At 47.1% G+C, this 23,971-nt stretch carries 17 protein-coding genes, 2 tRNA genes, 1 rRNA gene and 1 pseudogene; 4 read left to right on the top strand and 17 right to left on the bottom strand.

Translation table 11 applies throughout. The features are described 5' to 3' along the window. From ACESZH_RS17710 to ACESZH_RS17675, 8 genes are all read right to left on the bottom strand, one after another. Nucleotides 1–74 (bottom strand): 16S ribosomal RNA (locus ACESZH_RS17710); the annotation flags it as partial. A gap of 234 nt (nt 75–308) precedes the next feature. Then, nucleotides 309–398, bottom strand: a tRNA-Ser gene (locus ACESZH_RS17705). A gap of 129 nt (nt 399–527) precedes the next feature. Next, nucleotides 528–613, bottom strand: a tRNA-Ser gene (locus ACESZH_RS17700). 245 nt (nt 614–858) lie between these two features. After that, nucleotides 859–1,566, bottom strand: coding sequence for a 2-C-methyl-D-erythritol 4-phosphate cytidylyltransferase (gene ispD / locus ACESZH_RS17695; RefSeq protein ID WP_373218051.1), 708 nt, complete (start codon nt 1,564–1,566; stop codon nt 859–861). Further along, nucleotides 1,566–2,585: a tRNA (adenosine(37)-N6)-threonylcarbamoyltransferase complex transferase subunit TsaD gene (gene tsaD, locus ACESZH_RS17690; RefSeq protein WP_373218050.1), complete on the bottom strand. Its 1,020-nt coding sequence runs from the start codon at nt 2,583–2,585 to the stop codon at nt 1,566–1,568. The genes ispD and tsaD overlap by 1 nt, the downstream gene beginning before the upstream one ends. Nucleotides 2,586–2,590: 5 nt before the next feature. After that, entirely contained in the window at nt 2,591–3,502 is a 912-nt protein-coding gene (locus ACESZH_RS17685; RefSeq protein ID WP_373218049.1) for a ribonuclease Z, read from the bottom strand. Nucleotides 3,503–3,591: 89 nt separating this feature from the next. After that, the gene (locus ACESZH_RS17680; protein WP_373218048.1) at nt 3,592–4,977 is read right to left on the bottom strand and encodes a sensor histidine kinase; all 1,386 of its coding nucleotides are present in this window, start codon (nt 4,975–4,977) and stop codon (nt 3,592–3,594) included. Continuing rightward, nucleotides 4,970–5,671, bottom strand: coding sequence for a response regulator transcription factor (locus tag ACESZH_RS17675; protein WP_373218047.1), 702 nt, complete (start codon nt 5,669–5,671; stop codon nt 4,970–4,972). The genes ACESZH_RS17680 and ACESZH_RS17675 overlap by 8 nt, the downstream gene beginning before the upstream one ends. Nucleotides 5,672–5,803: 132 nt before the next feature. On the opposite strand from ACESZH_RS17675, the pseudogene ACESZH_RS17670 reads away from it, so the two are divergent. Beyond that, nucleotides 5,804–8,365, top strand: a pseudogene (locus ACESZH_RS17670) (YfhO family protein); the annotation flags it as partial. Nucleotides 8,366–8,419: 54 nt separating this feature from the next. Here ACESZH_RS17670 and rimI read toward each other — a convergent pair. From rimI to tsaE, 3 genes are read right to left on the bottom strand one after another with little or no spacing between them, the layout of a single operon-like run. Continuing rightward, nucleotides 8,420–8,857 carry a ribosomal protein S18-alanine N-acetyltransferase gene (gene rimI / locus ACESZH_RS17665; RefSeq protein WP_373218046.1) on the bottom strand — a complete coding sequence of 146 codons (438 nt, stop codon included), beginning with the start codon at nt 8,855–8,857 and terminating at the stop codon, nt 8,420–8,422. Continuing rightward, on the bottom strand, nt 8,854–9,594 hold the full coding sequence (gene tsaB / locus ACESZH_RS17660; protein ID WP_373218045.1) for a tRNA (adenosine(37)-N6)-threonylcarbamoyltransferase complex dimerization subunit type 1 TsaB: 741 nt from the start codon (nt 9,592–9,594) through the stop codon (nt 8,854–8,856). Before tsaB ends, rimI begins: the two co-directional genes overlap by 4 nt. A gap of 20 nt (nt 9,595–9,614) precedes the next feature. Continuing rightward, nucleotides 9,615–10,052 (bottom strand): tRNA (adenosine(37)-N6)-threonylcarbamoyltransferase complex ATPase subunit type 1 TsaE, encoded by a 438-nt coding sequence (gene tsaE, locus ACESZH_RS17655; protein WP_373218043.1) that lies wholly within the window; start codon nt 10,050–10,052, stop codon nt 9,615–9,617. 116 nt (nt 10,053–10,168) lie between these two features. Between tsaE and ACESZH_RS17650 the strand changes: the two genes are divergently transcribed. Next, nucleotides 10,169–10,687: a peptidylprolyl isomerase gene (locus ACESZH_RS17650; RefSeq protein ID WP_373218042.1), complete on the top strand. Its 519-nt coding sequence runs from the start codon at nt 10,169–10,171 to the stop codon at nt 10,685–10,687. A gap of 87 nt (nt 10,688–10,774) precedes the next feature. On the opposite strand, the gene ACESZH_RS17645 is transcribed toward ACESZH_RS17650, so the two are convergent. Continuing rightward, nucleotides 10,775–11,431 carry a YigZ family protein gene (locus ACESZH_RS17645; protein ID WP_373218041.1) on the bottom strand — a complete coding sequence of 219 codons (657 nt, stop codon included), beginning with the start codon at nt 11,429–11,431 and terminating at the stop codon, nt 10,775–10,777. A gap of 251 nt (nt 11,432–11,682) precedes the next feature. Between ACESZH_RS17645 and ACESZH_RS17640 the strand changes: the two genes are divergently transcribed. Beyond that, on the top strand, nt 11,683–14,289 hold the full coding sequence (locus tag ACESZH_RS17640) for a PBP1A family penicillin-binding protein (RefSeq protein WP_373218039.1): 2,607 nt from the start codon (nt 11,683–11,685) through the stop codon (nt 14,287–14,289). A 129-nt stretch (nt 14,290–14,418) separates the two neighbouring features. On the opposite strand, the gene ACESZH_RS17635 is transcribed toward ACESZH_RS17640, so the two are convergent. The 4 genes from ACESZH_RS17635 to ftsH all read right to left on the bottom strand — a co-directional run bounded on the left by ACESZH_RS17635 (nt 14,419) and on the right by ftsH (nt 20,379). Continuing rightward, a complete protein-coding gene (locus ACESZH_RS17635) occupies nt 14,419–15,360 on the bottom strand; it encodes an ROK family glucokinase (protein ID WP_373218037.1) in 942 nt (313 codons plus the stop codon). Nucleotides 15,361–15,379: 19 nt separating this feature from the next. Beyond that, complete coding sequence (hprK, locus tag ACESZH_RS17630; protein ID WP_373218036.1) at nt 15,380–16,312, bottom strand: HPr(Ser) kinase/phosphatase; 933 nt, start codon at nt 16,310–16,312, stop codon at nt 15,380–15,382. A 107-nt stretch (nt 16,313–16,419) separates the two neighbouring features. Continuing rightward, complete coding sequence (gene uvrC / locus ACESZH_RS17625; protein ID WP_373218034.1) at nt 16,420–18,291, bottom strand: excinuclease ABC subunit UvrC; 1,872 nt, start codon at nt 18,289–18,291, stop codon at nt 16,420–16,422. Nucleotides 18,292–18,342: 51 nt separating this feature from the next. Beyond that, entirely contained in the window at nt 18,343–20,379 is a 2,037-nt protein-coding gene (ftsH, locus tag ACESZH_RS17620) for an ATP-dependent zinc metalloprotease FtsH (protein WP_373218032.1), read from the bottom strand. A gap of 223 nt (nt 20,380–20,602) precedes the next feature. On the opposite strand from ftsH, the gene ACESZH_RS17615 reads away from it, so the two are divergent. Beyond that, a complete protein-coding gene (locus tag ACESZH_RS17615; protein ID WP_373218031.1) occupies nt 20,603–22,081 on the top strand; it encodes a DUF1846 domain-containing protein in 1,479 nt (492 codons plus the stop codon). Nucleotides 22,082–22,112: 31 nt separating this feature from the next. Here ACESZH_RS17615 and ACESZH_RS17610 read toward each other — a convergent pair whose 3' ends face one another. Continuing rightward, nucleotides 22,113–23,471, bottom strand: coding sequence for a sugar transferase (locus ACESZH_RS17610; RefSeq protein WP_373218030.1), 1,359 nt, complete (start codon nt 23,469–23,471; stop codon nt 22,113–22,115). Between the last annotated feature and the right edge of the window lie 500 nt (nt 23,472–23,971).

The raw sequence follows: 23,971 nt of genomic DNA, 5'->3' as shown, positions 1-23,971 counted from the left end.
GATCTCCGTTCGACTTGCATGTGTTAAGCACGCCGCCAGCGTTCATCCTGAGCCAGGATCAAACTCTCTGATAAAGTTTGTTTCCACTCAAGATAACCAACTAGCTATCTCTCGTTTTTACTGTTTTAGGTTCATTCTCTTCGAATGATATTTGTAAAAGAATTTTCGAGAATCGTATGTGTTTCACTGTTTAGTTATCAAGGTTCTTTGCTGTTTTTCGACAGCTTGTTAATACTATCACACAACTTGTCGAATGTCAACAACTTTTTTCTAAGTTTTTCCGACTTTTTTAATTCGGAAGAACTTAACGGAGAAGGAGGGATTTGAACCCTCGCGCCGCTATTAACGACCTACTCCCTTTCCAGGGGAGCCCCTTCGGCCAGCTTGGGTACTTCTCCAAATTGCCCTACTCACTTAATTGTTATATTCAGTTTAGTAAGCTCAAAAGCAAGAGTTATTATAACTCCGACTCATTCATATTGTCAAGCACTTTTTTCCAAAACTTTACAAGTTTTTTGCTTGACTAACGGAGAGAGTGGGATTCGAACCCACGCGCCCTTGCGGACAAACGGTTTTCAAGACCGCCTCGTTATGACCACTTCGATATCTCTCCAAGTGCGGTTTCGCGCCATTTCTCAGCATTTCTCTATTTCTCTGTCAGCGCAAAATGTATTCTATCATCAATTATATCCTCTGTCAATAAAAAATTCACATTTTTACAAAAAATCGTTACCGTTCGTTACCGTTCAGCCCAGGACTTTGCACTCGCTGCAAAGTCCGTGCAAGAACTTATGAGCAGCCAACAGGGAATCTGCCACTCGCCGCAGGCGACTTTAAATGGGCAAATTCCGCAACAGTTCAGCTAAAGGCTGAGCTGTTGAAAAAAGCTTCCGCAATGACCAGATCCTCCGGCGTGGTAATCTTAATATTCTGATAAGAGCCTTTTGAAAGCCGCACCTTCACACCAGTTTCCTGCTCCACCACCATGGCATCATCCGTAATTCCGGTCATATCTGTTTTTCGGATACTCTCGTGTGCTTCCCGGATCAGCGAATACTCAAAAATCTGAGGAGTCTGAATATTCCACACGCAGCTTCTGTCCGGAGTTTCCTTCACACATCCGTTCTCATCTGAAATCTTCACCGTATCTTTTGAAGGCATTCCAACCACACAGGCACCGGTCTCCCGGACAGCCGCAAGCCCCCGCTCCAGAATCTCCTCTGTGATAAATGGGCGAGCTCCGTCGTGGATAAATACATAGTCTGTATTTTCACAGGCCAGAAGCCCTGCATAGACAGAATCATACCGTTCTTTTCCTCCGGCAATCACCTTTTTCACCTTTGCAAAGCCGTATTTCTCCACGATTTCTTTTTCACAATAAGAAATCGCCTCTTCTCCCGTCACCAGAATAATATCCTCAATTAAAGTGCTTTCCTGAAAACAGCGCAGGGAATAATACAGAACCGGGTGCCCCTGTATTTCCAGAAATTGCTTTTGTACTTTACTGTGCATCCGCTTTCCCTGCCCTGCTGCCAGAACAATGGCTGTACACTTTTTCTGCTCCATTACCGTTCCCCCAGTTTTAGATTCGGTACTGCGTTTAAATCCCAGCCATGCCGGGTTCCTTTTATAAATTCATAATAAGCTGCCACACCGATCATTGCCGCATTATCGGTACAGAAAATAGGCGATGGACGGTAAAATTTGTAACCGTTTGCCTCGCATGCCTTTGTCATCGCATCCCGCAACGTACCATTGGAAGCCACGCCCCCTGCGATCGCGATCTTGTCCATCTGATAATCTTTTGCAGCCAGCATAGTATGCTCTACCAGTACATCTACCACTGATTTTTGGAAAGAAGCAGCCAAATCGGCGCGGTTGACTTCTTCCCCTTTCATCTGCGCATTATTCAGATAATTCAGCACGGCTGATTTCACCCCGCTGAAGCTGAAATCATAAGGACTGTCCCCGATTTTTCCTTTTGGAAAAATGATCGCCTCGGGATTTCCCTCCTTAGAAAGCTTGTCGATTTTCGGGCCGCCGGGATATCCCAGCCCGATAGCACGGGCGACTTTATCAAATGCTTCTCCAGCAGCATCGTCCCTGGTACGCCCCAGGATTTCAAACTCTCCATAATCCTTTACAATTACCAGATGAGTATGTCCGCCTGATACGATCAAGCAGAGAAACGGCGGTTCCAGATCCGGGTGTTCGATATAATTAGCCGAAACATGTCCTTCTATATGATGCACTCCCACAAGAGGCAGTTTTTTTGCATATGCAATGGCTTTTGCCTCGGCAACCCCCACAAGAAGCGCTCCCACAAGACCCGGGCCGTAAGTTACGCCTATGGCATCCAGATCATCCAGCGTCACCTGCGCATCTGCCAGTGCCTGTTCCACAACCTGGTTAATCTTTTCGATATGCTTACGGGAGGCTATCTCAGGAACCACCCCGCCGTATAATTTATGAAGCTCAATCTGCGATGAAATCACATTGGACAAAATGGTTCTGCCGTTTTTTACAACCGAGGCTGCCGTCTCATCACAGGAGCTTTCTATTGCAAGAATCAACGTATCCTTCATCAATCTCAATCCTCTTCAAAATTCATTTCCATTGTTTTTCCGTCTTTTCCTGGATAGGCTTTTGGGAAAATCTCCCGAACCTTATCCATATAGTCATCCGGACGGATCAGGGACGGACTGTAATGCGTCAGCCACAGCTCCCCAACACCTGCATCACGCGCCAATACGGCAGCTTCCCGGAAGGTCATGTGCTTATAGCCTTTCGCCTTTTCTACCTTATCCTCCTCGCCGTACATCCCTTCGCAGATAAACAGATCGGACTGCTGCGCATTGCGCAAAATAGACTCCGTAGGACGGGTATCCGTGGTATAAGTCACCTTAATGCCTTTTCGCGGAGGTCCCAGAACCATATCCGGAGTGTATGTCACACCCTCCTCCTCAATGGTCTGTCCCTTTTGGAGCGGATTCCAATATTTCAGCGGAATGCCCCGCTCCTTTGCGCTCTCCGGTGAAAATTTCCCCTGACGCAGGATTTCCAGCGTGTATCCGTAACACAATACATTATGATTTACTTTAAATGCCGTAATGCGGTAGCCGTTCAGCGCAAAGGTCTGTTCCGGCTTTGTGATCTCTATAAATTTCAGTTCAAAGGGCAGCTCCGGCGCGATGACCCTGAGAGCGTTCACCACCCGCTCCAAACCCTTCGGCCCAATTAGGGTCAATGGCTCTGTACGGTCAGCGTTACCCATTGTAAGGAGCAGCCCCGGCAGACCGCTGATATGATCCCCATGGTAATGGGTAAAACAGATCACATCAATCGGCTTAAAACTCCAGCCCTTTTCTTTGATGGCAACCTGGGTTCCCTCACCACAGTCAATCAGCAGACTGCTTCCATTATACCGTGTCATGAGTGCCGTAAGCCATCTTCGCGGCAGCGGCATCATGCCTCCGGTTCCTACCAGACAAACATCTAACATAATAATCCTCTTCATCGCTGTCCCAGGTCTCATAAAGACGGACAGCACCATCTTCTAAACTTTATATTCTCTGGCAAAGTTTAACACAATTAGTTCTTTAAAACAAGTGGAAGCCAGAAGGTGACCGTAAATTTTCCCTCTTCTTCCCTCCATTCAAGGCTCCCATCATGCAATGCTGCGATCCTCTCCGCACTTTTCAGCCCCACTTTGCTTCCCTGGGATTCCGGCATTGAGGCAATGCTGTTGCGAATCCTTACTTTGATACGGTCCGCAGCAGCGTCCGCATCAATTTCTACAAGCTTGGAAATATCTCCGTATCTCAATATATTAGAAAAAAGATTTCCGCAAAGACGTTTGATCAGAAACGCATTCCCATACAGATATCCCGGGACATCCTCCTCATTCCAGCATATATTCCCTGCAAACCCCTGCATTTTCAGATATTCCGTTTGCTCCTCCAGCTCCTCTCGCAAAAAGTCCATAGAAAGGCTTTGTTTTTCCACATGATCCTGTCCGTCAAATACCAGCGCATATTCAAACATTTTGTCAGACATGCTTCTGATTTCCTCTGTTTTCTTCAAACACCTCTTTATATATTCCGGGTACTTTTCTGCATCTCCCTTGGAGCGGCTGAGTATTTCCAGATATCCGTTCAAAGTGGTAAGAGGCGTACGCAGATCGTGAGACATGGCACGGATCAATTCCTGGTTTGCCTCATGACTTCTGCGTTCACTCTCAATGTTCTCCTTTAAAGTCAGGCGAAGCATGTCCAGTTCCCGGGATAGCGAAGAGATTTCATCGTTTCCCCGAACCGTGATTCTGTGCTCCAGATCACCTTCCGCCATCACAAGTACCTCGGAACGGACTTTTCCCAAATACTTCATGCGGCGATGTACAAAAAACAGGACGGGAAATAGAATGATCACCAACGCCAGTAAGACCCCCGCCATAAAATACGCCGGAATCATCTGCATGGAACGATAACTGTACACCAGTACCTGCGCAGTAGTATCCTCAAACTCCGCATCGAATTCCATAGGTATCTCAGTGCTGGACATGATCGCTGAATCGTTCCACAGCCAATCGTTCCAGAAAAAACTTTCGTCCAGCGCCTTGGGAAAATAGCTGGCCACATAGTCCCCGCTGCTCTTTTCATAAATTCCTACACCGATATAAGAGTCACAGTGTTCCGTCACAAAAGGCAGCTTTTCTTCTGTTTTGTACCGTTTGCCAGTGTTATTTGCCTGCAGCTCCGGCTCCAGCTTGTAGTGAGGCGCCTGCTCTATAAACCATTCCTTGTATTCCTCTCTGCAGTCCGTCAGAAGATGGTGAGAATCCACCCAGGCGTAGGCTGCGAATCTTCTGGAATACATCCAGCTTACAGTGCCCACTGCCACCACTGCGCTGAGAAAAAGGATAAGAAACATTTCCGTAGTCAGCTTCCGCACATTGCTTCTCTTATTCCATTTAGTCACAGCGGTACCCCCTTCCCCATACGGTGCGTACGATCTGAGGATTATGAGGGTCTTTTTCAATTTTCCCCCTTAAATTCCGGATATGCACCATCACAATATTGGATGCACCGTAATAATACTTTTCTCCCCATACCGCCTCATACAGGCGCTCCATAGAAAAAATCTGCTTCTTATGGGTCATCAAAAGCTTTAAAATAGCAAACTCCGTTTCCGTAAGAGATATCTCCTGTCCGTCCTTCCAGACTACGGCAGCCTCCTCATCCAGCTCCACGTTTCCTGCCTTTATCTTTTCCTTTTCCGGCGCCTGCACAGGCTTTCCCTGATAGATCTGGTAGCGGCGCATCAGCGCCTTGACTCTTCCCAGAAGCTCCTGATAGGAGAAAGGCTTTGGCAGATAATCGTCGCCGCCGCTCAAAAAACCCATTGTCTTATCCTCCACCTGGCTTCTGGCGCTTAAAAACAGAATCGGTGCATTGGTGATCTTTCGGATCTCCACACAGGTCTGGTAGCCGTTCAAGCCCGGCATCATCACATCCAGCAAAATCAGATCATAGGATACTTCCCGTATTTTTTCCAGTGCCTGTTCTCCGTCCCCCGCTTCCTCTGTCAGGAATCCCTCGCCTTCCATCAAAATGGTAATGACCTCACGTATCTCCGGGTTATCATCTATGACTAAAATTCTGGAATTTTCCATTTTCCGCCTCCAAATCACAAATTGTATCGTTATATAGGGTATCGCTATGATTTTATCACATTTCCGGATTCATTTGACCTTTCTTAAGAATTCTTCAGATTTACTTAGCGGCGTTCTTAAGTTTTAAGGCTTATGCTTTTTAAAACAGAAATATTACAGGGATTTTCCCGGAAAGGAACATGTATGACTTATAAGCACAACACCAATGTTAAATTTTCCAGATGGAACCTGATCCACCTGCTGCTTCTTCTGGGTGCAGGACTGCTTCTTTTTTATCGGATTCTTCCTGAGGGTTCTCTTTTTGGCTCACAGACGGACTGGTTTTCCCAGCATTTGACAATTGCTGACTACATGAGAACGCACTTTTATGCTACAGGAGAATTTTTTCCGGATTTCTCCGGGCTTGGAGGCGGAAGTAATTTTTTCACTCTTTCTTATTATGGGTTCCTCCGACCTGATATTATGCTCTCTTATTTTCTGCCGGATGTTTCCATGAAGCTTATTATCCAGGGCTATGCCGTTTTTGAGGTTTTGGCAGGTGCCTTGCTTTTGTACTATTGGCTTTTCCGGAAGGAAATCGGGAACCTTGCCTGCTTTGTAAGCGGATTTTTCTATCTCACGGCTAACTGCATGTTTCAGGCCCACCGGCAGATCATGTTTGTGAATTATCTGCCTTTTCTCATTCTGGCTCTGCTGTCAATAGACAACTGCCTTGCTTCATTTTGGGAAAGCAGACGTGAGTGGTTCCGGCCTCACCCCGGATTGGTTCTCTCCCTGCTGATGATCCTTCTGCACAGCTTTTACTTTTTTCCTTCCTGCTTCGCTGTCTGCACGATCTATCTATGGTTCCAGTCACGTCCTCTCCGCGAGGTGTACGGCACTCAAATTTGGAAATCCCAGCGAAACAGACTATGGAAAAAATATATACTCAGCGTGACTGTTTCCGTGTGCATGGCAATGGTTCTCCTTTTTCCTACTGCCTTTGCCATTCTGGAAAACAAAAAAGATGTGAAAGCAACATCTATTTCCAGTATTCTCGCCGTAAACCCCAGCCTGGACAGCCTTTTATACAGCGCGTATGGCTGCGGTCTCACTGTTTTCTGTCTCTATGCCCTGTTCCTTTCCATCCGAAGAAAGGATACGCGAAAGCTGGCAGCCGCTGTGTTCTGCCTTCTGTTTTTTGATATTTTTTACTGGATACTGAATGGAACCTTGTACGTGCGCCCCAAAAGCCTGATCCCTTTTGTTCCCATTATCCTTTACCTCACCGCCCTTACTATTGACGGGCTGCAGAAAAACGAGATACACCACAGCCTTCCCCTGGCGCTACTTTCTGTTATTCCGGTGCTTGTCCAGATCGTGTATCTTTCTCCGAAAAAAGAGCTGGAATTTCTGATGAAAGCAGATGCGGCAGTTCTGGTCTTCTGTGTTCTCCTGGGACTCCTGCGGAAAAAAACGCGACTCAATACCAGCGGCTTTCTTTACCAGCTTGCAGCCTGCATGCTTCTCTGCGCCGTACCGGCACAGCTTTATCTGGAAAAAGCAAAGACAGAACATTTCACTGCGGAAACGGAAAACTCCAGAGAAACATTTTCCAATAGTGACATTGCCGCCTTCGCCTCAGATTCCTTATCAAGGATGGATGATCTGGAGCGGTCGCTAAACAACTCCAACTATGCCTACTTCGGCGAACAAAATAAAAGCACCATGTATTCCTCTGTTTCAAACAGCAATTACAATCATCTTTATTATGATATTTTAAGAATGCCGATCAGCATCCGAAACCGGGTCGCCATATGCGCAGATGCCAATCCTTTTCAGGAGTATCTTATGGGCGTCCGCTATATTCAGACCACGGATAAAAAAGTGCCCTCCGGATATGAAATAAAGAAAGAAAAGAACGGGCATGTGCTTGCAGAAAATGCTTCTGTTTTGCCTGTCGCTTACGGAAGTACAGCACTTATCCACGAAGAAGATTTTGATGCCATCCCTTATCCTCAAAATCTGGATACCCTTGCCAACCGAACAGTAGTACCCGCACAAAAAGATGATCTGTTACAGCCCAAGGATGGAGCTTATGATCCTCAGTTTCTGCCCTACCGTTCCAAAATGCAAGCTTATGAACTGCCGGAAGAATTTTTCAGCCGGGAAACTATAAAGGAAAGCTGCACTCTGACCAAACCGCTCCCCAAAACAGTGGAATCCGGTCAGATCCTGCTTCTCTCCTTCGACATCAGCTATAAAGGCAAAAAGGATATCTCCGTAACCATAAACGGCATCAAAAATTGCCTCTCCGGAAGCAATGCACCGTACCCTAACCGCAACACCACCTTTACTTATATGCTGTCAGGTGATACGCCTGTGGAGTCGCTGGAAATTACTTTTTCAAAGGGAAACTATGACATATCAAATGTTTCCGCTTATACCATCCCGGTTTCTGCTTTGGATCACCCCGGTATATCAGCATTTCATCCCGGCAAAACCAGCGGCAGACAGTTGCTGAACGGAGAAATCACTATGGAGGAGGACGGATATTTTGTCACTTCCTTTGCTTTTTCTCATGGATATACTGCTACTGTGGACGGAAAAAAGGTAACTCCTGTGGAGGTAAATAAGGCTTTTGCAGGTTTTCCGCTGACAAAAGGGACGCATGAAATCCAATTGGAATTCCATGCGCCCGGTAAAACTGCAGGACTTTTCATCAGTGCCCTGGCAGCCTGTTATTTTATTTTTGACAGCCTCCTGTATTCACTGTGGATGGCGCGTCATAAGAATCGCATCCTCCACAGGGTCCGTGTAGTATCCTTTACGGATTCCGTCCCGGACAAAGCCCATTCGCTCATAAAGTCTGACAGCCGTATCATTGCCAGCGCGGACCTCCAGATGGATCGTGGTCACGCCCCGCTCAGCCGCAAGGCGCACAAGGCTCTCCATTAGAAAATGGCCGATTCCCTCCCGCTGCCGGTCACGCCGCACGGCGACGTTGGTGATATCGCCTTCGTCCAGAACCATAATAAGGCCGCAGTAGGCAAGGATCTTTCCCTTTTCCTCCACCACAAGGAACATGGCTTCCTCCCGTGTGAGATAAGTAAAAAAGCCTTCCTTTGTCCATGGCACGGCGAAGAGATCTGTTTCGATCTCCATCACCTGATCTAAATCATCCACAAGCATTTCACGGAGAATCATGCTGTCTCCCCCGCTTTCCCGGCGGCCTGGTTCTCTGCCCTCTGCCTTTCTGCCCGCTCTCTCTCAGCCTGGGAAACCCGGAGATACTCCGGATTGTGTTCCCGGGCGGTCTGGATTTTTCCTTCCTTATAATAGACAGCTCCAAGGGCAGCCACTGCGGCTGCTCTCTGTTTATTCACATGCGCCGGCGCAAAGGAACAGGGAACCTTCAGGGTTTCCCCAATTATTTTCCGGAAAACAGGTACCCCATCACCCAGGAAGGTTACAGGCTTACCCAATCCGTTTAATTTTTCCATCAAATCCGTAATGGCTGCCGCCATCTGCTTCTCCACCGCAACAAGCTGATGATCCTCAAAGCAGTAAATTCCCGTATACACCTGATTTCTGCGCGCGTCCATGATCGGACAGATCAGCCCTTCCGTATCATAAAGATTATAAGCCAGGGCTTCCACCGTGGGAACCGCCACCAACGGCTTGTCCAGGGCAAGTCCCAGACCTTTCGCTGTCGCAGAGCCGATACGCAGTCCTGTGAACGAACCGGGACCTGCCGCCACTGCAATGGCATCTATGGTGTTCAGATCCAGTTCTGTCATCTTAACTACCTCATCCAGCATGGGAAGAAGTGTCTGGGAATGGGTTTTCTTATAATTCACAGTGTATTCAGCAAGCAGCGTGTCATCCTCCACAACGGCAACAGATGCCACAATGCCGGAACTGTCCAGTGCCAATATCTTCATAATCAGTCTCTCCTCTTTCTTTACTCCTCCAGGCCGGAACCTGTAATGGTGATCTTTCGGTAATCAAAGCCTTTCTCCAAATCCTTTTCTATGGTTACCTGGATAATATTTTCCGGCAGGATTTCCTCAATGAGATTTGCCCACTCGATCAGGCAGATCCCCTGACCGAAAAAGTAATCGTCATAACCGATTTCTTCCATTTCCTCAATGTCGCCAATGCGGTATACATCAAAATGATAAAAGGGAAGACGGCCTGTTTCATATTCCTGTATGATCGTAAAAGTAGGACTGCAGATTGGTTCCGTGATACCAAGCCCCGCAGCTACTCCCTGGGTAAAAACGGTTTTGCCCACGCCCAGATCGCCGACCAAAGTATATATCTGACCCGGCAGGGCACGCCCACCCAGCTTTTTTCCTAATTCGAATGTTTCTTCCGGGGTTCTCGTTTCTATGATCATATTTCCTCCAAAGGCGCTCCTTTGCCTTTTCTCTGGTTTTCCTTGCAGAATTGCTCTTTGCATATTATAATAGAACGAATAATGAAATACAATACTTTTTGAAAAGGAGAATTACTATGTCAAATCCAATTGTGACAATTACAATGGAAAATGGAGATGTGATGAAGGCAGAGCTTTATCCGGATATTGCCCCAAATACGGTGAATAATTTTGTCAGCCTGGTAAAGAAAGGCTTTTATAACGGATTGATCTTCCACCGCGTGATCCGCGGCTTTATGATCCAGGGCGGATGCCCGGACGGAACCGGAATGGGCGGTCCTGGATACAGCATCAAGGGTGAATTTTCCCAGAACGGTTTTAAGAATCAGCTTGCCCATACACCGGGAGTCCTTTCCATGGCGCGCGCTATGCACCCGGATTCTGCTGGCAGCCAGTTCTTTATCATGCACAAAGCTGCTCCGCATCTGGACGGCGCATATGCTGCTTTCGGAAAGATCACCGAGGGCATGGATGTGGTAAACAAAATCGCAGAAACGGATACGGATTACAGCGACAGACCTCTGGATGAGCAGAAGATCAAGTCTATGACCGTTGATACCTTTGGAACCGATTATCCGGAACCTGAAAAATGCTAAAAAGTGTGCGCAGTCTCTTTGAACTACGCAGCTATCAAGTGTGCGCTAAGGCGCACACTTGAGCCTTAGCGCGACTGCGTCAGTTGTTCAGTATTCGAATACCTTCACCTCTCCGTCCGCCTCCGCGAAATATACTTCCCGCTCTTTTTCCATTATTGCTCTTCCGTTGCTGCTCTCTGTGATAGCTTTCTGAACCGCTTCTTTCTGAGCAAACGGCACCAAAAGCTTCAGCACCACCTTATCCGTATACTCGGACTCCAGTATAGGAAGTCCCCGCTCTCCCGCTATGTACTGCAGCTTTCCGATCCCCGTATAGTCTGTGGTGACAGACAGCACGATCCCCCGTACCTTTTCAATTACCGTACTGGCACGAAGTCCCTCCTGAACAGCAGCGGAATAGGCGCGGACCAATCCTCCTGTCCCCAAAAGGACACCGCCAAAATATCTCGTCACGACTACAGCCGTATTGTACAGATTTTCTCCCAGAAGCACATCCAGCATCGGGCGCCCCGCCGTGCCGGACGGCTCCCCGTCGTCGCTGCAGCGTGTCAGCTCCCGGTTAGAGCCAATGGTGTAAGCATAGCAGTTATGTCTGGCATCCCAATATTTTTTGCGCATTTCCTCAATAAAAGAAAGCGCCTCCTCCTCACTTTCCACCAGGCGTACTGTGGCGATGAATCTCGACTTTTTTTCCACAATCTCCCCTTCTCTGCCTTTGTATATAGTCCTGTAGCTTTCCAGCATGACGCGCTCCTCCTGAAAATAAATTTGTCTTATTAGGGTTAATATTAAGATACCATGATTTTTCCGATTTAGCCATAATTCTTTACATTTTCCTATGGAAAACGGTCAATCCTAATTAATGGAGGGAAAATCCGTTTTATTCTTTTTCAGTCTTGATTTGTTATAATGAAAGAAAGTGTGAATTTTCATTTTAGGGTTTATTTACTTATTTATATTTGCTATAATAGAACGGATTATAAAGGAGGATTATCATGAACTACGGAAAAAAATCGACCTCAAAGAAGCGGAATTCCCTGATTTCCCGTTCGTCTATGATAGGAAAGCGGGCGCATGTTTCGTTTATCAGAGTTCTTTTCATATGTCTGATCACTCTCTGCGTTGTTGTGGCATGCGTGGGCATAGGTTCTATCCGCGGCGTCATTGCCAATGCCCCTGACGTAGATGATGTAGATATCATGCCTCTAGGTTACGCTTCTTTCCTGTATGATGACCACGGAAATCAGATACGTAAGCTGGCTGCCCCCAATGCAAACAGGCTTCCTGTTTCCATTGACCAGATTCCCGAGGATCTTCAGCACGCGGTAGTCGCAATTGAGGATGAGCGTTTTTACGAACATAACGGCATTGATGTGAGAGGTATTCTCCGTGCAGGCGTAAAAGCATTGACTACCGGAAGCTTCTCCGAGGGTGCCAGTACCATTACGCAGCAGCTTCTGAAAAACAACGTTTTCACCAACTGGACAAACGAGTCCACACAGATTGAACGATTCACCCGTAAGCTTCAGGAGCAGTATCTGGCTATCCAGATAGAGAAAAAGATCGGAGACAAAAACGTTATCCTTGAAAACTATCTGAATACTATCAACCTTGGCGCCGGCGCCTATGGTGTGCAGGCTGCTTCCCGCCAGTATTTCAATAAGGATGTGTGGGATCTGAACCTTTCCGAGTGTGCAACTCTGGCAGGTATTACCCAGGCTCCTACGAAATACAACCCCATCGAAAACCCGAAGGAAAATGCAAAGAGGCGAAAAGAAGTCCTGCAGCATATGCTGGAGCAAGGTTATATTGACCAGGCCCAGTACGACGCTGCATTAAATGATGATGTTTATTCCAGGATCCAGGCTGCCCAGGCAGAGAATACCCAGACCACCAGCAAGGTTTATTCCTACTTTGAGGATGAGCTGACCGATCAGGTTATCAATGACCTGATGAACATTAAGGGTTACACAAAGACCCAGGCACAAAATATGCTTTACAGCGGCGGTCTTAAGATCATGACCACCCAGGATCCCACCATTCAGAGCATTCTGGATGAGGAATACGCAAATCCTGATAACTATCCTTCTTATGTACAGTATTATCTGGATTATGCCCTTACTGTAACAGACCCTGATGGCAACGAAGTGAACTACAGCAAGGAAATGATGAAGCTTTACTTCCAGAACGAAGACCCGTCCTTTGACCTGCTCTTTGATTCTCCGGAGGAAGGCCAGACCTATATTGACCGGTATAAGGCAAACATCCTGGCAAACGGCAGCACAGTAGTAGCAGAGCGCGCAAGCTTTGCACCGCAGCCCCAGTCATCCATGAGCGTGATCGACCAGCATACCGGTTATGTAAAAGCTATTGTCGGCGGACGAGGAGAAAAGACAGCAAGTCTTACCCTGAACCGCGCCACTGACACAACCCGTCAGCCCGGTTCTACCTTCAAGATCTTGTCCACCTATGCTCCTGCCCTCAATGAATTGGGTATGTCCCTTGGCACCACCTTTGAGGATGAACCGTATAACTACCCAAGCGGCGCACCTGTCAATAATGCCAGCATGAGCTACAATGGTACCACAACCATCCGTACAGCTATCCGTAATTCCATAAACGTTGTTGCGGTGAAATGTCTGGAGCAGGTAACGCCTGCACTTGGCCTGAAGTATCTGGATAATTTCGGATTCACCACACTTGCACACGGCACGGAAGCAGACACAGATGCAAACGGCAACGTATACACGGATGCCAACCTGCCGACTGCACTTGGCGGTATTACCCACGGTGTTACAAATGTTGAGCTTTGTGCCGCCTACGCTGCTATCGCAAACGGCGGAAATTATATCAAACCGATTTACTACACCAAAATTCTGGACCACAACGGAAATGTTCTCATCGAAAACAATTCTGCTGCACGTTCCGTAGTTAAGGAAAGCACCGCATGGCTTCTTACCAATGCCATGGAGGATGTTGTTCAGAACGGTACCGGTACAGCCTGCCAGCTCAGCAATATGGCAGTTGCCGGAAAGACAGGTACCACTGAAGATTACAACGACCTGTGGTTTGTAGGTTATACTCCATATTATACCTGCGCTGTATGGTCCGGATATGATAACAATGAAAAGCTTCCGGATTATGCAAGAGATTTCCACAAGGGATTATGGAGAAAGGTTATGTCCCGTATCCACGAAGGTATGGAATATAAAGGCTTTGACCAGCCTGGCAGTGTTGAAAAGATCAGCATCTGCTCCGAGACCGGTCTTCTTCCGAGAGCCGGCTGCCCGGTTGACGAGGAATACTTCGATGTGGGAACCATGCCTACAGAATACTGTGACCAGCACTTCTATGAAGAATATGAGGAGTATGACGAAGAGCTTACTCCCACACCAGCCGAGGATAATCCGGATAACCCGGATAATCCGGGCGGTGAAGATCCGGGCAATACGGAAGATCCGGGTAACACGGAAAACCCGGGCAATCCCGAAGATCCAGGCAATACCGATAATCCGGGCGGTGAAGATCCGGGGTATACGGAAGATCCGGGATACACGGAAGATCCGGGCGGCGGTGATGAGGATATCTACTATTATGAATAAGCACTTTGGTGCCGGGGAATTTTTCAGGATTTCCCGGCACCTTTTTTCGCCATTTTATGACGCAAAAAACCACAGCCATTTTTCAGACTGTGGTTTCTGTTATTCTGTAAACCGATTTTTAATTTTATATCACTCTTTGATCACCATACGTGCTGCCCCGTAGATTCCCGCATCGTTTCCAAGGCTTGCGCAGACGATCGGGGTATCCTTACAGGAGGGGAATGCGTACTTTTTATAGTATTTCTGAATGCAGTCAATCAGCGGCTGTCCGGCTTTTGAAACGCCTCCGCCTACAACGATCGTTTCCGGATCAATGACACAGGAGAAAATAGAAAGTGCACCGCCTAAAATATCTCCCACCTTTTCCATAGTGCGGATTGCAAGCTTATCGCCCTCTTTATAGGCATCCAGAACATTCTTTGCATTTATTTTCGTATAGCTTCTGAGAATGCTGTTTTCCTCGCTATCCTCCAGAATCTCATTGGCAACCCGTGCGATTCCTGTTGCAGACGCATACTGCTCCAAACAGCCATGATTACCGCAGTTGCATGCAAAAGTTTCCTCATGATTCACATTGGCATGTCCCACTTCTCCTCCGGCGCCATGGTGACCGCAGACGATCTTTCCATCTACAATGATTCCACCGCCTACGCCTGTTCCAAGGGTGACTAAAACTACATTTTTAGCGCCCTCTGCCGCACCCTTCCAGGATTCTCCCAACGCTGCGATATTCGCGTCATTTGCTGCCTTTGCAGGAAGTCCTGTGAGGAAGCTCAGCTCGCTTGCAACAGCCTTAAATCCCCAGTGGAGGTTTACTGCCAGCGGAACCTCACCTTTATCGTTGACCGGTCCCGGAATTCCGATTCCCACACCGTCAATATTTTCCTTCTGAAGACCTCTCTCCTGAATCTTACTCTGGATCGCTTTCGCTACATCAGGAAGAATCTCAGAACCGTTATTCTCCGTTCTGGTAGGAATCTCCCATTTCTCCACCAATGTACCATCCGTAAGAAACAGACCGCATTTTACTGTAGTGCCTCCAACATCAATTCCGAAACAATATAATCCCATTTTTCTCCTGTCCTTTCTTTTAGCTCTCGCGTTTTTTTGCAATATTAGCCTGTACACGCTTGTACAGCTCCTCGGCTGCATTATATCCCATCTTTTTCTGTCTGTGGTTTACAGCGGCAGATTCTACGATCACTGCCAGATTTCTTCCCGGACGAATCGGCAGGGAATGGCAGACGATCTTATTTCCAAGATATTCTGTAAACTCTTCGTGAAGACCAAGACGGTCATATTCCTTATCTCTGTCCCACTCTTCCAGTTTGATGACCAGATCAACGGACTGGGTGTCCTTTACGCTCTCTACACCAAACAGGGTTTTTACATCAATGATACCGATACCGCGAAGCTCAATAAAGTGTCTCGTAATGTCCGGCGCAGAGCCTACCAATGTCACATCGCTCACCTTTCGCAGTTCCACCACATCATCGCTTACAAGACGATGGCCTCGCTTGATCAGCTCCAGAGCAGCCTCACTTTTACCGATACCGCTCTCTCCGGTGATCAGGACACCCTCGCCGTACACATCCACCAGTACGCCGTGGATGGAAATGCAGGGAGCAAGCTGTACACCCAGCCAACGGATGATCTCCGCCATAAAGCTGGAAGTAGTTCTCTCCGTTACAAACGTGGGAACATTATATTTATATGCCAGGTCGATCATATCCTGAGAAGGTCTTGTCATAGTGCTGAAAATCACACACGGGATTTTGCTGGAAATAAACCGCTCATATTTAAACAGGCGCTCCTCATCATTAAGCTGCATCAGGTACGTGTATTCCACATATCCGATAATCTGCACCCGCTCATTTGCAAAGTGCTCAAGATAACCAGTCAACTGCAAGGCCGGACGGTTTATCTCTGCCGTCTTGACATAGATTTCCGCAAGGTCAATGTCCGGCGTCAGGTTTGTGAGGTTCAGTTCCTGCGCCAATTTTGTCAATTGTACACCTTTCATTCGTTTATCTCCTTTGAAGAACAGATTCGTTATAATAATAAATTATTATATCAAATCTTTCCGGTAACTTCAATGAATGTATTTGAATTTACTCACTTTTTCCGTTATCAGTGATCAGTAACATTGGCATCTTCTTTTTTATGAAAAAAGTCGTAAACCTGCCGGGCGCTGCCCATATTCATGGTTTCTGTCTGGGCCAGTTCCTCCAGAGAAGCATCCCGGATATTTTCCAGAGATTTAAATTTGCGCATCAGCGCCTTTCTTCTGGCCTCACCGATTCCAGGGATGTCATCCAGCAGGGAATGTACCTGCTCCTTGCTGCGCAGGGAGCGGTGAAACTCAATGGCAAACCGGTGTGCCTCATCCTGGATCCTTGTGATCAGATGAAAGCCCTCGCTGCTGGTATCAATGGGTATTTCCAGATTGTTATAATAAAGTCCTCTGGTACGGTGGTGGTCATCCTTTACCATGCCGCATACCGGAATCCTGATTCCCAACTCTCCCAAAACCTTCAACGCAATGTTGACCTGCCCCCGTCCGCCGTCCATGAGGATCAGATCCGGCAGTTTTGCAAAGCTGTCGAAATCCCCCTTGGATTCGTGCGTAAAACGCCTTGTAAGCACTTCTTCCATACTTGCATAGTCATTTGGTCCCTGAACCCATTTTATCTTAAATTTGCGGTAATCACTGCGTTTGGGACGGCCTTTCTCAAAGACTACCATAGAGCCTACCGACTCAAAGCCGCTGATATTGGAAATATCGTAAGCTTCCATACGGGCCAAGCCTGTAAGTCCAAGCCAGCCCTCCACTTCTTTTACCGCTCCTATGGTCCTGCCCTCTTCCCGCTTGATGCGCTCCCTGTCTTTTGTAAGGACCATCTGTGCATTCTCCTGCGCCAGCTCTACCAGCTTCTCTTTTGTTCCTTTTTTGGGTACACGGATATGGACACGCTGCTTTCTCCTGGAAGAGAGCCAGTCCTCAATGACCTGTGCGTCCTCAATTTCCTTTTGCAGCATGATTTCCCGGGGAATAAAAGGAGTGCCTGCATAAAACTGCTTCAGAAAGCTTGACAGCACCTGCGCCTTCGTATCGCCCCTTGCAACGCGCAGAAAAAAATGATCCCTGCCGATCAGCTTTCCGCCGCGCATGAAGAATACCTGGACGACCGCATCCTGTTCTCTCAGATCCTCGCTCTCATCCATGGCAACTGCAATGATATCCTTATCTTCCTCACCATAGGAAGTGATCTTCTGACGTTCTCCGATTTTCCGAATGCTGCCTATCAGGTCACGATATCCTGCTGCATCTTCAAACCGCAGTTCCTCTGACGCTTCCTGCATTTTATCTGTCAACTCATTGATAACATCCTGAAAATTACCGTTTAGGAACCGAAGTGTCCGGTCGATATTCTGCCTGTATTCCTCCTCGCTGACATTTCCCTGACAAGGTGCCGTACACTGCTTCATATGATAATACAGGCAGGGGCGGTCCTTGCCGCAGTCCCGGGGAAGTGTACGGTTACAGGAACGTACCTTGTAGATCTTGCGCACAAGCTCAATCACATCCTTAACTGCTCCGGCACTGGTATACGGCCCGAAATACTTTGCCTTGTCCTTTTTCATCTTCCGTGCGAAAAGTACACGGGGATAAGCTTCATTTACCGTCACTTTAATAAAGGGATATGTTTTATCATCCTTCAGCATGGTGTTGTACTTTGGTCTGTGCTCTTTTATAAGATTGCATTCCAGTACCAGCGCTTCCAGCTCAGAGTCTGTAATGATATACTCAAAACGGGAAATATGTGTCACCATCTGCTCAATTTTAACGCCCTTGTTACGGCTGCTCTGGAAATATTGGCGCACACGGTTTTTCAGGCTGACAGCCTTTCCTACATAGATGATCTCGTCCTTCTCATCGTGCATGATATAGACGCCCGGCTTTGCCGGCAGCTTCTTTAATTCCTCTTCTATCTGGAACATCTGCTCTCCTTCTGAAAAGAACCGGGATTGCTCCCGGTCCTTATCTGCTCTTTATAATTGTGATTCTCCGCTGTCCGGTTCCGAATACTCAGATGCTTCCGGTTCAGAAACACTTGCGATTTCCGGCACCTCCTGACTGTCCTCCGGCTTTTTCTCAAGCTCTTCCAGACTCAGCTCATTCAGATCCTCCGGAATCTCAATACCTTTTTCCACAGCACGGAAAATCTTCATAAATTCCTTACCTGTAATGGTTTCTTTTTTAATCAGATATTCTGCAATCTTATCCAGGGCCTCACGATGCTCCCCGATCAGGCGTTTCGCCTCTTCATAGGAACGGTGAAGCAGCGCCATCACCTCATGATCCACCTCAGTGGCCGTATTGTCGCCACAATTGAGAACTGCACGCCCGGAAAGATATTGGTTCTCCTGTGTTGCCAAACCCATCAATCCAAATTTTTCGGACATACCATACTGTGTTATCATAGCCCGTGCCACCTTTGTAGCCTGCTCAATATCATTGGATGCCCCTGTCGTCACAGTATCAAAGACAAGTTCCTCTGCCGCACGCCCGCCAAGGTATCCCACAAGCATGGCCTCCAGCTCCTTTTTTGTATTCAGGAATTTTTCTTCCTCCGGGACCTGCATCACATAGCCCAATGCTCCCATGGTACGCGGCACAATGGTAATCTTCTGTACCGGCTCCGCATCCTTCTGCAGTGCGCTTACCAGTGCATGGCCTACCTCATGATAAGAAACGATCCTGCGCTCCTCTGCACCTAAGATACGATCCTTTTTCTCTTTTCCTACAAGGACCACCTCTACGGATTCCAGAAGATCCTTCTGGGAAACAGCACGGCGTCCGCTCTTGACTGCCAGAATAGCAGCCTCGTTTACCATATTGGCAAGGTCAGACCCAACAGCTCCGGAGGTTGCCAGCGCAATGGCTTCAAAATCAACGGTTTCATCCAACATTACATTTTTTGCATGAACCTTCAGAATATCAATTCTGCCCTTTAAGTCCGGTCGGTCTACGATCACACGCCGGTCAAAACGTCCCGGACGCAGAAGCGCCGGGTCCAAAACCTCCGGACGGTTGGTAGCCGCCAGGATCAGAAGGCCCTTGGATGTATCAAAGCCATCCATCTCAGCCAGAAGCTGGTTCAAAGTCTGCTCCCGCTCATCGTTTCCCCCACCGTAATGGGAATCACGGCTTTTTCCTATGGCATCAATTTCATCAATAAATACAATACAGGGGGCGTTTTTCTTTGCCTCCTCAAACAGATCCCGGACACGGGAAGCTCCCACACCCACGAACATCTCCACAAACTCCGAACCGGAGAGGGAGAAAAACGGAACATGTGCCTCACCTGCTACTGCTTTTGCCAGCAGGGTCTTACCGGTTCCCGGAGGCCCGACAAGCAGAGCACCCTTTGGAAGCTTTGCTCCGATCTCTGTGTATTTTCCAGGGTTATGAAGGAAATCCACAACCTCCTGAAGCGACTCCTTTGCCTCGTCCTGACCCGCAACGTCTTTGAAGGTGATCCCTGTCTCCTTCTGCACATATGCCTTGGCACGGCTTTTCCCCACACCCATCATTCCTCCGCCTTTGTTCATGCGGCGCATAAAGAACATCAGCAGCACAAATAAAAGCAATGTAGGAAGGAGCACGCTCAGCATCATTGCCATAAATTCCCCAAACGCATCCGGCGGCTCGGACTTGAAAATAATATTTTTGCCCTCAAGACGTTCTGTGAGTGCATTCTCATCCTCGACCTGATTGGTGTAATAACTTACCTCAACATAGGGATTCGACTGATTCCTCGGCACAATAGTCAGCGTATTCGACTGAAGCGTAACCTCTTTTACCTGGTCCTTTTCAACCATATCAATAAATTTATCATAGGTAATCTCGCTGGAATTGTCCTGCAGCATATTGGTAAACAAACTAAAGCATACCAGAGTGACCAGAAGACATATGAGAAAAGCCAGAATAGACTGATGATTTTTATTATTGTTTGGCCCGTTCTTTTTAGGGGGTCTGTTATCGGGACGCCTGTTATTTTGGTTATTGTCCAAATTATTATCCATCTCGTTCCTCCTCTTGTTATCTTTCTTATTATAAAGATAAATCACAGAGAAATCAACTGTCAGATTGTGAATTTATTTTGTTCTGTTTTGCCACATATCCATACTAATTTTTTTTAAAAACTGCTACCACAAATCATATGATTTGTAGTATACTTATGACATAATTTTTTTCGGCGGCTATATCCGCCAGTGTAATCACGAGATGGGGAAAGGAACAAGACAAATGAAAATTGGATTTGATAACGAGAAATACCTGAAAATGCAGTCTGAGCATATCCGAGAGCGCATCAGCCAGTTTGACAACAAGCTCTATCTGGAGTTCGGGGGAAAATTGTTTGATGATTACCATGCCTCCAGAGTTCTTCCCGGTTTCGAGCCGGACAGCAAGCTGCGCATGCTCATGCAGCTCTCCGACCAGGCTGAGATTGTCATTGTCATCAGCGCCGGAGATATTGACAAAAATAAAGTCCGCGGTGATCTCGGCATCACCTACGATGAAGATGTACTGCGTCTGATTGACGCATTTACCGGCAGAGGACTGTATGTAGGCAGTGTATGCATCACCCGCTATGCCGGTCAGGAAAGCGCTGACGCTTTCAAAAACCGTCTGGAAAAGCTTGGTATCCGCGTATACCTTCATTACAGTATTCCAGGCTATCCCAGCAACACAGCTCTCATTGTAAGCGATGAGGGTTACGGAAAAAACCAGTACATTGAAACCTCCAGACCCCTTGTTGTCATTACAGCGCCCGGACCTGGAAGCGGAAAGATGGCCACCTGCCTCTCCCAGCTTTACCATGAATACAAACGCGGTATCAGTGCCGGATATGCAAAATTCGAAACCTTCCCAATATGGAATATCCCGCTGAAGCATCCCGTAAATCTGGCATACGAAGCTGCCACCGCCGACCTGAACGATGTTAATATGATCGACCCCTTCCACCTGGAAGCCTATGGAATCACAACAGTAAACTATAACCGGGACGTGGAGATTTTCCCTGTTTTGCAGGCAATGTTCGAAAAGATCATCGGCGAATGCCCGTATAAATCACCTACCGATATGGGTGTAAACATGGCAGGAAACTGCATCATCGATGATGAAGCCTGCCAGGAAGCATCCCGCCAGGAAATCATCCGCCGCTACTACAAGAGCATGGATGCCCTGATCACCGGTACAGGCAAGGAAGACGAGGTCTACAAAATCGAGCTGCTTTTAAAACAGGCTCACGCCTCCCTGGATGACCGCAAAACGGTACCAGCAAGCCGGAGCATGGAACAACAGAGCGGCGGTCCTGCTGCTGCCCTTGAACTGCCTGACGGACAGATCGTTTACGGCAAAACCTCCGACCTGCTGGGCGCATCCTCTGCCCTGCTTCTCAACGCCTTAAAGGAGCTGGCAGGCATCGACCACAGGGCACATGTGATTTCCCCGGAAGCCATCCGCCCTATCCAGGAGCTGAAAACCAGCTACCTTGGCAGCAAAAACCCGCGGCTGCATATGGATGAAACAATGATCGCACTCTCCGTAAGCGCCGCTACCAACCCGGACGCCCGCCTTGCCCTGGAGCAGATTCCGAAATTAAGAGGATGCCAGGCACATACTTCAGTCATGCTGTCGTCCGTTGACATTCTTTCCTTCCGAAGGCTTGGCATTGAGGTTACCTGCGAGCCGAAATTTGAGAAGAAAAAGAAATATCAATAATAGTTTTCTGAACGTGAAAAACAGCGGCATATCACTTTGCCGCTGTTTCCTTTCCGTCTTCAATTCCCTCCGTACTCTCCGGTATAAAGATAATCTTCATAGTATAAAAAATGATCCGCAGATCAAACAGCAAGGACCGCTGATTAATGTACAGCAAATCCAGTTTCAGCTTATCCTCTGGCGTGGTGTTATATTTTCCAAACACCTGCGCATAGCCGGTCAAGCCCGCTTTCACCTTCAGCCGCAGACTGAACTCCGGAACATCCTTCTTATAAACCTCTGCGATTTCCGGTCTCTCTGGTCTCGGACCTACAATGGACATTTCTCCTTTTAAAACATTGAATAGCTGGGGCAGCTCATCGATCCGCAAAGCGCGTATTACTCTTCCAACCGGAGTAATTCTGTCGTCATGCTGAGATGCCAACCTCGCCCCATGCTCCTCTGCATTCAGTATCATACTCCTGAATTTGTAAATATAGAAGGTTTTCCCATTCTGTGTCAGTCTCTCCTGCTTAAACAGCACCGGACCGCCATCGCATGCTTTGATCGCAATCGAAACGATCAGCAAAAGCGGCGATAAGATCACCAGCCCAGCCAGAGAGCACACAATATCAAAAAATCTTTTTACAAAAGGATAGTACCATTCCACGGGAGCCTTTTTATTACGGATATAAGGCGTGTCAAAAGCATGAGAAACATCATATCCCATTGTCAATAGTTCTTCCACTCCCACAGAGATATGAATATCTTTCTGGATGCTGTCGCAGTACAAAACAACCTGATTCCGTATGGCTGCATCCACATTGCACAGATATACGTCATCGCACTGTTCAATAGCCGCACACAACCGTGAAATATCCGTATGCTGGTCCAGACATTCTCTGATCCGATAGTGGTAGTTTTTTATCTCCATCTTTCTTATCAGAAATTTGTAATCTTCATCGCCATAGATAATGACAATATTCACCTTTTCCGAATATCTGGCATAGAGCTTATTGCACACAAATATCACAAAGGTTATGACTGCCATTTGTATGATAAACGCAACGAAAAATGAAAGCAGCTTCATTCTGGAAATGTCATGGAACCATACAAATGCGGCTCCATACAGACAGAAATCCGCTATGGCAAATGCCAGCATCTGAGAAAACACAAGCTCCGGCAGACGATAATGGCCTATTTTCTGAGCATTGTATAATTTCACAAAAAACCAGTAGGTAATGCAATAGATCACACCTACCATAAACAATGTCCTGCTTCCGTTAAAGGTCTTCCGCCAGTATGGGCCCACGTTCAGGAACCACAGCTCAGCAGACGTAACAAATGCCAGTATAAGCGCCAGAATGCGATAGATTATTTTTACGATACTTTTCTTCTGTTTGTCATTCATTTCTTAACCTTTTCAGCTTTAACATGATATGTCTGTTATGTTTCAAACTGCCCTGGGCAGATATGATTATCTTATCACACGGCTCCACAAATGGCAAGGCTGGCATGCTGTATATACAGGTTTTCAGCGTTTCCGATCGATGTAGCTGCTACTTTATCATTTGTTCTTTTTATTTTTTATCTTTGGAATTCATAGAATTCCTCTGTCTTTTTTCATGGATTTTTCAATACTTATGATTTTACAGACTGATGCCTTTGCGGCATCAAAAGACATGGGCATACTACTGCCTGATTATTTGATGGTATTTCATCCTGAAAGAGAGTTTGCGCCTACTTGATAAGACTTTCAAACTCTTCCACAGATTTTGCACAGGCAGCCTTTTTTAAATAGCTTTTCAGAACTTGTAGATCCCTTTCCTCAAGGATTTTTTTCCGAAGCTGCTTTGGGATTTCCCCAAGATCGGCTAAAAGCTCGAGTATGTCTTCCGCTTTTCCCTCTGC

Source organism: Ruminococcus sp. 5_1_39BFAA, assembly GCF_964240875.1.
GTDB lineage: Bacteria > Bacillota > Clostridia > Lachnospirales > Lachnospiraceae > Blautia_A.
Note: the sequence above shows the minus strand (reverse complement) of the source record. Positions and strands in the feature narration are given on the sequence as shown.

Bases quoted from the DNA above. Each gene is read 5' to 3' on its own strand.
- ispD (WP_373218051.1), bottom strand. From the start codon at position 1,566: ATGGAGCAGAAAAAGTGTACAGCCATTGTTCTGGCAGCAGGGCAGGGA.
- tsaD (WP_373218050.1), bottom strand. From the start codon at position 2,585: ATGAAGGATACGTTGATTCTTGCAATAGAAAGCTCCTGTGATGAGACG.
- ACESZH_RS17685 (WP_373218049.1), bottom strand. From the start codon at position 3,502: ATGTTAGATGTTTGTCTGGTAGGAACCGGAGGCATGATGCCGCTGCCG.
- ACESZH_RS17675 (WP_373218047.1), bottom strand. From the start codon at position 5,671: ATGGAAAATTCCAGAATTTTAGTCATAGATGATAACCCGGAGATACGT.
- rimI (WP_373218046.1), bottom strand. From the start codon at position 8,857: ATGATTCTCCGTGAAATGCTTGTGGATGATTTAGATCAGGTGATGGAG.
- tsaB (WP_373218045.1), bottom strand. From the start codon at position 9,594: ATGAAGATATTGGCACTGGACAGTTCCGGCATTGTGGCATCTGTTGCC.
- tsaE (WP_373218043.1), bottom strand. From the start codon at position 10,052: ATGATCATAGAAACGAGAACCCCGGAAGAAACATTCGAATTAGGAAAA.
- ACESZH_RS17650 (WP_373218042.1), top strand. From the start codon at position 10,169: ATGTCAAATCCAATTGTGACAATTACAATGGAAAATGGAGATGTGATG.
- ACESZH_RS17645 (WP_373218041.1), bottom strand. From the start codon at position 11,431: ATGCTGGAAAGCTACAGGACTATATACAAAGGCAGAGAAGGGGAGATT.
- ACESZH_RS17640 (WP_373218039.1), top strand. From the start codon at position 11,683: ATGAACTACGGAAAAAAATCGACCTCAAAGAAGCGGAATTCCCTGATT.
- ACESZH_RS17635 (WP_373218037.1), bottom strand. From the start codon at position 15,360: ATGGGATTATATTGTTTCGGAATTGATGTTGGAGGCACTACAGTAAAA.
- hprK (WP_373218036.1), bottom strand. From the start codon at position 16,312: ATGAAAGGTGTACAATTGACAAAATTGGCGCAGGAACTGAACCTCACA.
- uvrC (WP_373218034.1), bottom strand. From the start codon at position 18,291: ATGTTCCAGATAGAAGAGGAATTAAAGAAGCTGCCGGCAAAGCCGGGC.
- ftsH (WP_373218032.1), bottom strand. From the start codon at position 20,379: ATGGATAATAATTTGGACAATAACCAAAATAACAGGCGTCCCGATAAC.
- ACESZH_RS17615 (WP_373218031.1), top strand. From the start codon at position 20,603: ATGAAAATTGGATTTGATAACGAGAAATACCTGAAAATGCAGTCTGAG.
- ACESZH_RS17610 (WP_373218030.1), bottom strand. From the start codon at position 23,471: ATGAATGACAAACAGAAGAAAAGTATCGTAAAAATAATCTATCGCATT.